Annotated in this window: 13 protein-coding genes and 1 pseudogene; 7 read left to right on the top strand and 7 right to left on the bottom strand. The window is 63.7% G+C overall.

Annotated features, from left to right (window positions below):
• Window positions 1–2: 2 nt before the first annotated feature.
• Complete coding sequence (gene ttgA / locus B4L76_RS16820; RefSeq protein ID WP_296234058.1) at window positions 3–1,157, bottom strand: toluene efflux RND transporter periplasmic adaptor subunit TtgA; 1,155 nt, start codon at window positions 1,155–1,157, stop codon at window positions 3–5.
• 257 nt (window positions 1,158–1,414) lie between these two features.
• On the opposite strand from ttgA, the gene ttgR reads away from it, so the two are divergent.
• Window positions 1,415–2,047, top strand: coding sequence for an efflux transport transcriptional regulator TtgR (ttgR, locus tag B4L76_RS16815; RefSeq protein WP_296234057.1), 633 nt, complete (start codon window positions 1,415–1,417; stop codon window positions 2,045–2,047).
• 68 nt (window positions 2,048–2,115) lie between these two features.
• Here ttgR and B4L76_RS16810 read toward each other — a convergent pair whose 3' ends face one another.
• Entirely contained in the window at window positions 2,116–3,567 is a 1,452-nt protein-coding gene (locus tag B4L76_RS16810) for an MDR family MFS transporter (protein ID WP_296234056.1), read from the bottom strand.
• Window positions 3,568–3,942: 375 nt separating this feature from the next.
• Between B4L76_RS16810 and B4L76_RS16805 the strand changes: the two genes are divergently transcribed.
• Entirely contained in the window at window positions 3,943–4,812 is an 870-nt protein-coding gene (locus tag B4L76_RS16805; protein WP_296234054.1) for an isocitrate lyase/PEP mutase family protein, read from the top strand.
• A 19-nt stretch (window positions 4,813–4,831) separates the two neighbouring features.
• Here B4L76_RS16805 and B4L76_RS16800 read toward each other — a convergent pair whose 3' ends face one another.
• Window positions 4,832–5,737: a LysR family transcriptional regulator gene (locus B4L76_RS16800; protein ID WP_296234052.1), complete on the bottom strand. Its 906-nt coding sequence runs from the start codon at window positions 5,735–5,737 to the stop codon at window positions 4,832–4,834.
• A gap of 103 nt (window positions 5,738–5,840) precedes the next feature.
• Here B4L76_RS16800 and B4L76_RS16795 point away from each other — a divergent pair, with 103 nt between their 5' ends.
• On the top strand, window positions 5,841–6,716 hold the full coding sequence (locus B4L76_RS16795; RefSeq protein WP_296234050.1) for an MBL fold metallo-hydrolase: 876 nt from the start codon (window positions 5,841–5,843) through the stop codon (window positions 6,714–6,716).
• A 25-nt stretch (window positions 6,717–6,741) separates the two neighbouring features.
• A complete protein-coding gene (locus tag B4L76_RS16790; RefSeq protein ID WP_296234048.1) occupies window positions 6,742–7,353 on the top strand; it encodes an NAD(P)-dependent oxidoreductase in 612 nt (203 codons plus the stop codon).
• 100 nt (window positions 7,354–7,453) lie between these two features.
• Here the strand turns inward: B4L76_RS16790 and B4L76_RS16785 are convergent, their stop codons facing one another.
• Window positions 7,454–8,329 carry a LysR substrate-binding domain-containing protein gene (locus tag B4L76_RS16785; RefSeq protein ID WP_296234046.1) on the bottom strand — a complete coding sequence of 292 codons (876 nt, stop codon included), beginning with the start codon at window positions 8,327–8,329 and terminating at the stop codon, window positions 7,454–7,456.
• Between the two features lie 114 nt (window positions 8,330–8,443).
• Here B4L76_RS16785 and B4L76_RS16780 point away from each other — a divergent pair, with 114 nt between their 5' ends.
• Window positions 8,444–10,081, top strand: a complete 1,638-nt coding sequence (locus B4L76_RS16780; protein ID WP_296234044.1) for a 5-guanidino-2-oxopentanoate decarboxylase — start codon at window positions 8,444–8,446, stop codon at window positions 10,079–10,081.
• 133 nt (window positions 10,082–10,214) lie between these two features.
• Here B4L76_RS16780 and B4L76_RS16775 read toward each other — a convergent pair whose 3' ends face one another.
• Entirely contained in the window at window positions 10,215–11,135 is a 921-nt protein-coding gene (locus B4L76_RS16775) for an AraC family transcriptional regulator (RefSeq protein ID WP_296234043.1), read from the bottom strand.
• A gap of 201 nt (window positions 11,136–11,336) precedes the next feature.
• Between B4L76_RS16775 and B4L76_RS16770 the strand changes: the two genes are divergently transcribed.
• Window positions 11,337–11,630 (top strand): putative quinol monooxygenase, encoded by a 294-nt coding sequence (locus tag B4L76_RS16770; RefSeq protein ID WP_225779084.1) that lies wholly within the window; start codon window positions 11,337–11,339, stop codon window positions 11,628–11,630.
• 82 nt (window positions 11,631–11,712) lie between these two features.
• On the top strand, window positions 11,713–11,943 hold the full coding sequence (locus B4L76_RS16765; protein WP_296234041.1) for a hypothetical protein: 231 nt from the start codon (window positions 11,713–11,715) through the stop codon (window positions 11,941–11,943).
• Here the strand turns inward: B4L76_RS16765 and B4L76_RS16760 are convergent, their stop codons facing one another.
• Window positions 11,944–12,549 (bottom strand): flavin reductase family protein, encoded by a 606-nt coding sequence (locus tag B4L76_RS16760; RefSeq protein WP_296234039.1) that lies wholly within the window; start codon window positions 12,547–12,549, stop codon window positions 11,944–11,946. It lies immediately after the preceding gene.
• 119 nt (window positions 12,550–12,668) lie between these two features.
• Window positions 12,669–12,747, bottom strand: a pseudogene (locus tag B4L76_RS16755) (heme utilization protein); the annotation flags it as partial.

Genomic DNA, 12,747 nt, shown 5'->3' with positions numbered 1-12,747 from the left:
GTTTACTCCGCTTTGGCGTCTGCTTTCGCCGCGTTGGCCTGATCAGGGCCGGCGGGCTTCTTGACGTTGGTGGCTTCGCTGACCTTGACCTCGACGCCCGGGCGCACGTACTGCAGCCCTTCGGTGATCAGACGGTCACCCGGGTTCAGGCCTTCTTCGATCAGCCAGTCGCTGCCCAGGGTACGGCTGGCCTTGAGCTGGCGCAGCTCGACCTTGTTTTCCTGGTTGACCACCAGCGCGGTCGGCGCGCCTTTCAGATCGCGGGTCACGCCCTGTTGCGGCGCCAGGATGGCATTGGCGTTGACCCCGGCCTTGAGCCGTGCATGCACGAACATGCCCGGCAGCAGGGTGTGGTCAGGGTTGGGGAACAGCGCGCGCAGGGTGACCGAACCGGTGGTCTCGTCGACCGCGACTTCGGAGAATTCCAGGCGACCTTCCTGCTTGAACAGGCTGCCGTCTTCCAGCACCAGTTGCACCGAGGCGGCGTTGTCGCCGGCCTTCTGCAACTGGCCGCTTTCCAGGTCGCGGCGCAGCTTGAGCAGCTCGGCCGTGGACTGGGTGACGTCGACGTAGATCGGGTCGAGTTGCTGGATGGTCGCCATGGCGTTGGCCTGGCCATTGCTCACCAGCGCACCCTCGGTGAACGCCGAACGGCCGATACGGCCGCTGATCGGTGCCAGCACCTTGGTGTAGCGCAGGTCGATCTGTGCGCTCTTGAGCGAAGCCTCGGCCTGCAATCGTTTGGCATTGGCGTCGTCGTATTCCTGCTTGGACACCGCCTGTTCGTCGATCAGTTGCTTGTAGCGTTCGGCCAGCGAACGGGTGGCCTGCAGGTTGGCCTGGGCATTGGCCAGGTTGGCCTCATACACGGCAGGGTCGATCTGGTACAGCTGCTGGCCTTCCTTGACCTCGCTGCCTTCCTTGAACAGGCGCTTGAGGATGATGCCATTGACCTGCGGACGCACCTCGGCGACACGGTACGCACTGGTGCGCCCTGGCAGTTCCGAGGTCAGGGTGAAGGCTTGGGGCTGGATGGTCACGACGCCGACCAGAGGAGCCTGCGCCACGGGCGCTGCTTCTTCTTTCTTGCAGCCACTGAGCAGGGATGCCAGGGCGACGGCGGAAACCAGAGCGGTAACGGCTGGCTTGAATTGCATGAGGATCCTCGGGTCGCTGGAGCAGGGAGACGCTCAAGAGTAATGGAAGAATCTTGATCTGGAAAAATTGCTATCCGGTGGATAAATAGCTTGCTAAGGAATATACTTACATTCATGGTTGTTTGTAAATACCGCTGGGTTGTACTCGGGTACTGCCACAGCCCCTGATTAGCTCATCCGCGATGCACCCAGCAGAGGTGCTGCGGAGCATTTCCCGTACGCGCCACGCGTTCGGGCCAGACGAGGTTGGTACTGCCATGGTCCGTCGAACCAAAGAGGAAGCCCAGGAAACCCGCGCCCAGATCATCGAGGCGGCAGAAAGGGCCTTCTACAAGCGCGGGGTTGCGCGAACCACCCTGGCCGACATCGCCGAGCAGGCGGGTGTGACGCGCGGGGCCATCTACTGGCACTTCAACAACAAGGCCGAGCTGGTGCAGGCGCTGCTTGACAGCGTGCACGAAACCCATGATCACCTGGCGCGGGCCAGCGAAAGCGAGGACGAGGTCGACCCGCTTGGCTGCATGCGCAAGCTGTTGCTGCAAGTATTCAACGAGCTGGTGCTCGACGCCCGAACCCGGCGTATCAATGAAATCCTGCATCACAAGTGCGAGTTCACCGATGACATGTGTGAAATTCGCCAGCAGCGCCAGAACGCGGTGCTGGATTGCCACAAGGGCATCACCCTGGCGTTGGCCAACGCCGCGCGCCGGGGCCAGTTGCCAGGCGAGCTGGATGTCGAGCGCGCGGCGGTGGCCATGTTTGCTTATGTCGATGGCCTGATCGGGCGCTGGCTGTTGCTGCCTGACAGTGTCGACCTGGCGCAAGATGTCGAAAAGTGGGTTGACACCGGGCTGGATATGCTGCGCTTGAGCCCGGCTTTGCGCAAATGACACTTTGTTAAGGATTGTGAGGGAGTGTTTCCTCTTTGTATTAAGAGAGGATTAATGCTGCGCAATTTTCAGTGGGCTCGTAATTGCCGGTCTGGCAATGCCGCGGCGGCAAACAGTCCCAGCACAGCCACCCCTGCGCTCACCATCAACAGCTGCCGGAACGTTTCCAGCAAGCGCCCCTGCGTCACCAGATCCACCTCACCGGCCTTCAGGCTGCCCAGCAAGGGGTTGCCCAGCGAGGCGAACCCGCCTTGTTGCAGCAGCGCCAGCAGCAGGCTGGACATGCACGCCACGCCCAGGGCTCCGCCCAACGAGCGAAACAGGTTGGTGGTGCTGGTAGCGACACCGATGTCCTTGCTGTCCACCGCGCTTTGCGTGCCCACCAGCGAGGTCGGAAACTGCAGCCCGCAGGCAATGCCGGCCAGCAGCATGAACAGCGCGCTCAGCCAGCCCGACTGTGGCGGGGTCAGCGCCATGGCGAAAATGGCCACTGGCATCAGTAGCGCACCGGCCAGGATCTGTGGCTTGTAGCGCCCGGTCCGGTTGGTCAGGCGGCCGCCGGTAAAGGCTCCCATGGGCAAGCCCATCACCAGCGGTAGCAGATGCAGGGCGGCGCTGTCGGCAGCGGCACCTGTGATGCCCTGAAAGCGCAACGGCATGAGCATGGTCAGGGAAATCGACTGGAAGCTGGCGAAGAAGATCACGCCCCAGCAAAGCACCGCGACGCGGTTGCCGAACAGGCTGAGCGGCAGCAGCGGCTCGGGGCTGCGGCGTTCATGGGCAATGAACAGCAACAGGCCCAGCGCAGCGCAGGCGAACAGGGCCAGCACGGCGGTGTCGAGCCAGGCGCGACCCTGGCCGACCAGGGTGATGCCTAGCAAAAGGCTGCCCAGGCCGAGAACCAGCATCACGGCACCGAGGTAATCCACTTGCGCCTTGCGGCGCTGCGTCGGCATGCCGACGAGGGCGCGGCGGATCGTCCACAGCGCGACCAGCCCCAGTGGCAGGTTGATCCAGAACACCCAGCGCCACGACAGGTATGTGGTCAGCCAGCCGCCCAGCACCGGCCCGGCGACGCTCGCCAGTGCGTACATGCTGCTGAAATAACCTTGGTAGCGACCACGCTCGCGCGGAGGTACGAAGTCGCCGATGATCGCCTGGCTCACCGAGACCATGCCGCCCGCGCCGATGCCTTGCAGCACTCGGGCCAGTACCAGTTGCGGCATGTCCTTGGCCAGGGCGCAGGCGACCGAGGCCAGGGTGAACAGGCTGATGCCGGTGAGGATCATTCGCCGCCGTCCGTACAGGTCGCCCAGCTTGCCGTAGATCGGCACCGCCACAGTCATCGCCACCATATAGCCGGAGATGACCCATGCCAGCAGGCCGACGTCGTTGAATTGTGCCGAGATCGCCGGCAGCGAGACAGCGACAATCGTCTGGTCCAGCGCACCAAGGAAGATCGCCAGCATCAGGGCGGTGAGCACATTGCGCAACGTAGTGGGGGGCAGGGCGGCGGTCACGGGAATACCTATGTGTCTGTTACAGCCCCTGCGTGGGTTCCACCGCAAAGGCCAGCGGATTGTAACCTGAGTTAGGTAGCTTCCTATGTACTATCTGCATCCCCTATGCAAGATCGGCATTGGCGCATTCATCCAGTGCTGCATGGCTGCGTGATATCGTTGGTATGCCACAGAGGCTGAAAACCGCGGCTTGCACCAGCTTGGTGCAACATTTTGCCGCAGCTGTTTTGCGCCTTTGTCTCCCACACCTTTTATTCCTCTGCCTGCATGTCGAGCATGACCGCCCAGATGGCGACGGTTGGAACAGGTCAGGTAGACCCGATTACAGGGGTCGGTAGTTACCGTTCGAATTTCAACTAATTTTGCGGAGTGATCATGCCCAAGGCTTCCCATCAAGATCTGCGTTTTGCCTTCCGCGAGCTGCTCGCTTCAGGTGCCTGTTACCACACCGCATCGGTGTTCGACCCGATGTCGGCACGCATTGCCGCAGACCTGGGTTTCGAGGTCGGCATCCTCGGCGGTTCCGTCGCTTCCCTGCAGGTGCTGGCCGCACCGGACTTCGCCCTGATCACCCTCAGCGAGTTCGTCGAGCAGGCCACCCGTATCGGCCGCGTGGCGCAACTGCCGGTGCTGGCTGACGCGGACCACGGCTATGGCAACGCGCTGAATGTCATGCGCACGGTCATCGAGCTGGAGCGTGCCGGCGTGGCCGCGTTGACCATCGAGGACACCCTGCTGCCAGCGCAATTCGGGCGCAAGTCCACCGACCTGATATCGGTCGAGGAGGGCGTCGGCAAGATCCGCGCGGCACTGGAGGCACGGGTCGATTCCTCGTTGTCGATAATCGCCCGGACCAATGCCGGCGTGCTTTCCACCGAAGAGATCATCGTGCGTACCCAGAGCTACCAGAAGGCCGGTGCCGACGGAATCTGCATGGTCGGGGTGAAGGACTTCGAGCAGCTCGAGCAGATTGCCGAGCACCTGACGGTACCGTTGATGCTGGTCACCTATGGCAACCCGAACCTGCGCGATGACGAACGCCTGGCGCGCCTCGGGGTACGCATCGTGGTCGATGGCCACGCCGCCTACTTCGCCGCGATCAAGGCCACCTACGACTGCCTGCGCCTGCAGCGCGGCCAGCAGAACAAGTCGGAAAACCTCAGCGCCACCGAGCTGTCGCACACCTACACCCAGCCTGAGGACTACATCCGCTGGGCCAAGGAGTACATGAGCGTCGAGGAGTGACAGCGCTCCTGCAACGGCGTCACAGGTCCCTGTCCCATTCCGGTTCGTCGCTGAAGCGCTGCACCAGGAAGTCCAGCATGCTGCGCAAGGTCGCCGGCATGTGCTTGCGCGAGGTATACACCGCATTCAGGTTCAGCTCGCGCGGCTTTGCCTCGGGCAGCAGGCGCACCAGCTCGCCACGGCGCAGGGCCTCGGCCGCCTGGTAGGTCGGCAGCATGGCGATGCCGGCGCCAGCCAGCGCGGCCTTCTGCAGGGTCATTGCCTCGTTGGCGCTGATATTCCCCGCCACGGGCACGGCGACCTGCTGCCCAGCCACCTCGAAATGCCACAAGCTGTGGCCGAAATAGGCATGAGTGAGGCAATTATGCCGGCTCAGGTCGTCGACCCGTTTTGGCGTGCCGTGTTCGCGCAGGTAGGCCGGCGCCGCGCAGACTGCCGAGCGGCACACGCTCAGGCGCCGGGCGATCAGGTTGGGGTCCAGGTCGTTGCTGGTGCGGATCGCCAGGTCGATGCGTTCGTCCACCAGGTTGACCGTACGATCGAGCATTTGCAGCTCCACCTTCACTCCCGGGTAGCGCCGAACGTAGGCAGCGATCGCATCCACCAGCTGGGCCTGGCCGAATGAGGTGCTTACGCTGATGCGCAGCGCGCCTTTGGGGGCGTCATTCGGTTGCTGCACCGCGGCTTGCAGGTCGTCAGCCAGTTCCAGCAGTTGCCGGCAACGGGGCAGGGTTTCCTGGCCGGCGGCAGTGAGACTGAGCCTGCGCGTGGTGCGCTGCATCAACCGCGCGCCAACCCAGTCCTCCAACTCTGCCAGGTAGCGCGACACCACTGGCCGGGAAAGCTGCAGATGATCCGCCGCTGCTGACTGACTGCCGAGGTCGACGACGGTGACGAAAACACGCATGGCGTTTAGGCGGTCCATGATCTGCCCGATTTCAGAAACAAACTATGTGCAAGGGTCGCATTTTTTGGCATGGATCGGGCAATTAAGCTGTTGGGCATTGTTCATCTGACGAGCGTTTCCAATGCCTCTTGTTACCACCTTGCGTGGGCTGCTACTGGCCTGCGTTACCCTGGCCGGCCCGGCGCTGGCTGCCCAGCCGTTGCAGCTGGAGGTCTACAACCCCGGCCATGCAGCGATTTTCCCGGTCAGCTCGGTGATCATCAGCGGCGAACACGACGCCGTGCTGGTCGATGCCCAGTTCGGCAAGACCCAGGCCGAGCAGCTGGTGCAGCGATTGCGGGCTGGCGGCAAGCACCTGACCAGCATCTATATCAGCCATGGTGACCCGGACTACTACTTTGGCCTGGATACCCTGACCCGGGCCTTCCCCGACGCCAAGGTACTGGCCTCGGCCGCCACGGTTGCCCATATCCGCCAGACCATGGCGGCCAAGCTGGCCTACTGGGGGCCGCAGATGGGCGCGGACAAGCCGGTGCGGCTGGTGCTGCCGCAGGTGCTCGACGGCGACCGGCTGATGCTGGAGGGGCAGGCCCTCGAGGTGGTTGGCCTGGACAGCCCGCAGCCCGATCGCAGTTTCGTATGGATCCCGTCGATCAAGGCGGTGGTCGGTGGCGTGGTGGTGTCCGAGCACATCCATGTGTGGATGGCCGATACCGCATCGGCCAAGTCGCACGCTGACTGGCTCGCCACCCTGGCGCATATAGAAGCGCTGGCGCCGCGCACGGTCATCCCCGGGCACTACCTGGGGGACAGCAGTCGGTCGCTGCAGGCCGTGCGTTTCACGGCGAACTACATTCGTGATTTCGATGCCGAGACCGCCAAGGCGAAAGATGCCGGTACGTTGATCGAGGCGATGAAGCGACGTTACCCAGGCCTGGCCGATGAGAGCTCGCTGGAGTTGGGGGCCAAGGTCGCCAAGGGTGAGATGAAGTGGTAATTCCGTACTGGATGGAGAGTATCCCATGAAGATTGCGATAATTGGTGCCACTGGCCGTGCTGGCAGCCAGTTGCTGGAAGAAGCCCTGCGCCGTGGCCACAGTGTGCTGGCCATCGCCCGTGACCCTTCGTGCTTGCAGGGGCGTGAAGGGTTGACCGTCAAGGCGCTTGACGTCAGGGACAGCGCGGCCCTGCAAACGGCGCTAGGCGGTGTCGATGCGGTATTGAGCGCGGCCCACTTTGCGACCATCGAGCCGCACGCCATCATCGAACCAGTCAAGCGGGCCGGGGGCGGGCGCCTGCTGGTGGTGGGCGGGGCCGGCAGCCTGCTGCTGCCTTCGGGGCAACGGGTGATCGACAGCCCGGACTTCCCGGAGGCGTACAAGGCCGAGGCCACGGCCGGGGTGCATTTCCTGCAAACGCTACAACAGGAGCAGAACCTGGACTGGACTTTCCTCTCGCCATCGGCCGAATTCGTCGAAGGTGAGCGCAGCGGGCATTACACGCTGGGCAAGGACCAGTTGCTGATCGGCGCGGACGGCAGGAGCTGGATCAGTTTTGCCGATTACGCGATTGCCATGCTCGACGAGCTGGAAAAGCCGCAGCATTCGCGGCAACGCTTCACAGTCGGCTATTGAGCGGCCCCCCGTTTGCGGTTGAACCCGCTCCAACAGGGGCATCGCAGCTCTTGAAGCCTGCGCAACCCTTGTGGAAACGGGTTTATCCGCGAAAGGGGCATCACAGACCGGCCTGGCCCTCCAGCCAGTTCAGCAACTGCACCAGCCCCGGTGGCAAACCCTTGGCCTGGCTCACCAGGTAATACCCCTTGCCGGTCATCACCTTCAGCGCAAACGGCATGCACAATCGCCCCCCGCGCAAATCGTCACCGATCAGCGACCAGTCGCCGATGGCCACCCCTGTGCCCTGCGAAGCCATGGCCATTGCCATGTCCAGCGTTTCGAAATGCTGTTTCGGCCCGTGGCTGGCCAGCACCACTCCGGCCGCCTGCAACCACAGGCGCCAGTCATGTTCATCCCGCGACGGGTGCAGCAACATGTGCCGGGCCAGGTCCTCAACCTGCTGCAGCGGCAGCGGCCCCTCGCGCAATGAAGGCGCACACACCGGGGTCAGCTGCTCGTCGAACAGCTTGCGCACGCGCAACCCATGGTTCGGCGCTTCACCATAGACCACCGCCGCGTCGAAGCCCTCGCGACGGAAGTCCACACCATGCTGTACCGTGGTGGTCAGTTCCACCGGCACATCAGGACGCAGCGCCTGCCATTCCATCAGGCGCGGAAGCAGCCAGCGCATCACGCAGGTCGGCGCCTTGAGTTGCAAGGTGGCGCTACGCTCACCCACTTCACGCACCCCTTGCTCGACCAGCGCAAAGACCTGCTGCACCCGTGGCAGCCAGTCCTGGCCTTCACGCGTCAGGCTCAGCCCGCGAGCCTGACGCTGGAACAAGGCATAACCCAGGTGCTCCTCAAGGGCTGCGATCTGCCGGCTGACGGCGCCTTGGGTAATGTGCAACTGCTGCCCGGCACGGGTGAAATTGCAGTGCTGGGCGGTGACCAGGAAGGTGTGCAGGGCCGGCAGCGGCGGAAGGCGTTTCATTGTGTTTAGCCATGATCTCAGGACATGGCTAGTATGCGTTCTTTTGCATTGTCGTAGTAGTCGTGGCTTGGGTTCAATAAGGCCATAACCCAACGAGATTCACGGTGAAACCCGATGGCAACTTGCGGCGAAGTATTGGTCAAACTCCTTGAAGGCTATGGCGTGGACCATGTCTTCGGTATTCCTGGCGTACATACCGTGGAGCTCTACCGCGGCTTGGCGGGATCGTCCATCCGCCATATCACCCCGCGCCATGAACAGGGTGCCGGGTTCATGGCTGACGGCTATGCGCGGACGCGTGGCAAGCCCGGGGTGTGTTTCATCATCACCGGTCCCGGCATGACCAACATCACCACCGCCATGGGCCAGGCCTATGCCGACTCGATCCCGATGCTGGTCATCTCCAGCGTGCAGTGCCGCAATCAACTCGGCGGAGGCCGCGGCAAGCTGCACGAGTTGCCTGACCAGGCGGCGCTGGTGTCGGGTGTGGCGGCGTTCTCCCACACCCTGATGAGTGCCGATGACCTGCCCCAGGTGTTGGCGCGGGCGTACGCCGTGTTCGAGGGCGCGCGGCCACGCCCGGTGCATATCGAGATCCCGCTCGATGTGCTGGTCGAACCGGCTGATCACCTGCTGCCTGGGCGCCCGGTGCGTGCTAGCCGGGCAGGGGCGGCGCCGCAGGCGGTGGCGCTGATGGCCGAACGCCTGGCCAGCGCACGGCGGCCGCTGATCCTGGCCGGGGGCGGGGCGCTGGCAGCGGGGACTGCGCTGGCACGCCTGGCCGAACACTTGCAGGCCCCGGTGGCGCTGACCATCAATGCCAAGGGCTTGCTGCCGTCCTGCCATCCGCTGCAGATCGGTTCGACCCAGTCACTGCCGGCCACACGTGCCCTGGTGGCCGAAGCTGATGTAGTGCTCGCAATCGGCACCGAGCTGGGCGAAACCGATTATGACGTGACCTTCAAAGGCGGGTTCGCGATCCCGGGCGCTCTGTTGCGCATCGACATCGACCCGGACCAGACCGTGCGCAACTATCTACCCGAGCTGGCGCTGGTGGCAGATGCCGAACTGGCAGCCGAGGCGTTGCTCGTTGCCGTGCAGGCGCAGCCGCAGCCTGTGCGTGAAGGCAGCTGGGGGGCTGCCCGCGTGGCCAAACTGCGCCAGGCACTGACGGCCGGTTGGGACCAGCCAACCTTGAGCCAGACGCGCCTGTTGCTGGCCATTCTCGAATGTTTGCCGAATGCCGTTCTGGTGGGTGATTCGACCCAGCCGGTGTACACCGGCAACCTGACCCTGGACATGGACCAGCCACGCCGCTGGTTCAATGCCTCGACCGGCTACGGCACCCTGGGTTACGCCTTGCCGGCAGCCATGGGCGCCTGGCTGGGTAGCGCGGAGCAGGCGGGCGAGCGGGCACCAGCGGTGTGCCTGATCGGTGATGGCGGTTTGCAGTTCACCTTGCCGGAGCTTGCCAGTGCGGTGGAAGCACAGGTGCCGTTGGTCGTGCTGCTGTGGAATAACCAGGGGTACGAGGAGATCAGGAAGTACATGGTCAACCGCGCCATCGAGCCGGTTGGGGTGGATATCCACACCCCGGATTTCCTTGGCGTGGCGCGGGCACTTGGGGCCGCGGCGGAACATGTGGCAGATATCACACAGTTGCAATCGGCGCTGATGCAGGCGGTGGCGCGCAAGGGCCCAACCCTGATCCAGGTTGACCAGAATCAGTGGCAGGCAGCCGTGGCGGAGTGAAGCAGGGCTATTGCCTGTCCCGGTCTCTTCGCGGTTGAACCCATTCCCCCAGGTTTTACCCTATTGCTGAAGGCAGCGCGGCACCTGTGGGAGTGGCAAGCACACGAAGAAGCCGGCGCAGACAAAAGCGAACTCAGCCGGCAGTGGCCCGCAACCGCGCCACATCCCGGATCGGCGGCGCGCCATACAGCCGGCTGTATTCCCGGCTGAACTGCGACGGGCTTTCATAGCCCACCCTATAGGCCGCCACCGCCGCTTCGAGCCCGTCGTTCAACATCAACCGTCGGGCTTCCTGCAAGCGCAGTTGCTTCTGGTACTGCAAGGGGCTCATCGAGGTTACTGCCTTGAACCGGTGGTGCAAGGTCGAGGTACTGAGGTTCACTACCCGCGCCAGATCCTCGATGCGCAGGGGTAACTGGTAGTTCTGGTTGAGCCAGGTAATGGCCTGGCACACCCGGTGGGTCTGGCTGTTGGCCAGGGCGATTTCATACAACCGGTAGCCCTGCGGGCCACGCAACAGGCGGTAGAGAATTTCCCGGCGGAACAGCGGCGCCAGCATCGCGATGTCGCGTGGTGTATCCAGCAGCCGGATCAGCCGCAACAGGGCGTCGAGCAACGCGGCGTCGGTTCGTTCCACATACAGGCCACGGCCCGAGGGCCGGTTGGGCACCAGCATCGGCCCGCTTTCGGCGATCAACTGGCTGATCTCGGCCGGGTCCAGGTCCAGGCGCAGCCCCAGGCTGGGGTGCTCGGGGCTGGCGTCGAGGCGCACGCCGCTCAGCGGCAAGGTCACCGACACCACCATGTAGTGCAGCGGGTCGTAGGCGTACTGTTCGTCTCCGAGGAACAGGCTCTTGCTGCCTTGGGCAAGGATACACAGGGCGGGTTGTGCCAGGGTCGGCACCGAGCGGACATTCTCGGTGTAGCGCACCAGGTACAGGTCATCGATGGCCGAGGGCGGGCCGTAGGGCTCACCGGCGTGGCGTTGGATCAGCTCGGCCAGTTCCTGGCGTTGCAGTTCCAGGGTGGGGTCGATGGACGTGGCAATGGTCATGATGGCTTTCCTCTGCTGACCGACGCAGCATAGGTTTGGGCAATGGCGGACGCTAGTCGAAAGCTGTCTGCCGATTGCCTGATCCTGCCGCGCTGCAGGATCAGGCAATCGGCAGGCAGTAATGGCCTAACGCGTCGCGCGGCACAGGCCCTAACCTTGGCAGCCTGGTTTTCCGTCCGCTTGCTCCAAGGAGATTGTGCAATGACCCCGACACGACCGGTCACCCACCTTGCTTTCATCCGTGCCAGCAGCGGGCGCTCGGCAGAGCTGGGCGCGCGCCTGCGTGACTTGCTCGAACCCTCGTTGCGGGCACCGGGTTGCCTGAGTTTCACCGTGCAGCGGTCGCAGGCCGATGCCGACCTGTGGCTGCTCAGCGGTAGTTGGCAGAACCAACAGGCGATGAGCGGGTACTTTGCTTCGCCGACGCTGGAAGTGTTTGGTGAGCTGGTGCAGGCTCAGGTAGTCAGCAGCCTGGACCTGCATACCTTTGATTGAGGTGTCGCCTGTGCCCGCGATAGGGCCGGTACAGAGGAATAAGGTAAAATACCGGCCCTCGATCAACCAGGCGGATAGCAACATGGCACGTAGGGAGTTCCCGCATTTCGAAGCGGTTTCGGCGATGGTCCCGGTGGAAGGCGGTTACCACGCCGCGATTGCGGTCAAGGCCCTGCGCATGGGCGGCGCGCCGCGTTTTCACAAGGTCCTCGACGGCCAGGTATTCAAGGGCGCCGTGGCCGCCGACGAAGCGGCCAGCGCCGAGCTGCAACGCCTGCAGGGCGTCAGCGACGAAGGTGAACTGATCTGGTGATCAGGCCGGTGGCCGGGCCATCTTGAACAGGTTGCCCAGCTCGAAATAGTCCGCCGGGCCACCGCCACGCAGGATCGGTTCGGCGGCAGCGGTATCGTAGATGCCGTTGTTCAACAGGTGCTCGGCAATGTGCACCGCCACCACTTCACCGAGGATCAGCCAGCTGGGCACCAGTTCCTGGTCGGCCCGCTTGAGCTGGACGATCTGGCTGACCTTGCACTCGAAGGCCACCGGCGTTTCGCCGACACGCGGCACGCTGACGATGCGCGACGGCGTGGCGGTGAGGCCACTCAATTCGAATTCGTTGATTTCGGCGGCCACCGGCGCACAGCTCTGGTTCATCTGTGCGGCCAACGGACGGGTGGCCAGGTTCCAGACGAATTCGCCGGTCTGCTCGATGTTGTTCAGGCTGTCTTTGCGCCCCACGCTGCAGAAGCCGATGATCGGTGGAATGTAATTGAAAGCGTTGAAAAAGCTGTAGGGTGCCAGGTTCAGGCGGCCTTCGCGGTCCTGTGAGGAAATCCAGCCGATAGGGCGCGGGCCGACGATGGCGTTGAACGGGTCGTGGGGCAGGCCGTGGCCTTTGGCGGGTTCGTAGTAGTACATCTGTGCTGGGCTTGCTGGCCCTACCTCCTGGTGGAAAAGACGCCTAGTGTGCCAAGCCTGCGCTCGCCTGCAAATGATCAAGCCCGGCCGAAGCCGGGCTGGTAGCGCGTATCAGGGGATCAGCTGATGCGGTGGGCGTTGGTGCGGTCGAAACCATCTTCGGCGAAGCGCTGGCCACCAGTGCGGTCGAAACCATCT

This window comes from Pseudomonas sp. UBA4617 (assembly GCF_002386445.1).
GTDB lineage: Bacteria > Pseudomonadota > Gammaproteobacteria > Pseudomonadales > Pseudomonadaceae > Aquipseudomonas.
Note: the sequence above shows the minus strand (reverse complement) of the source record. Positions and strands in the feature narration are given on the sequence as shown.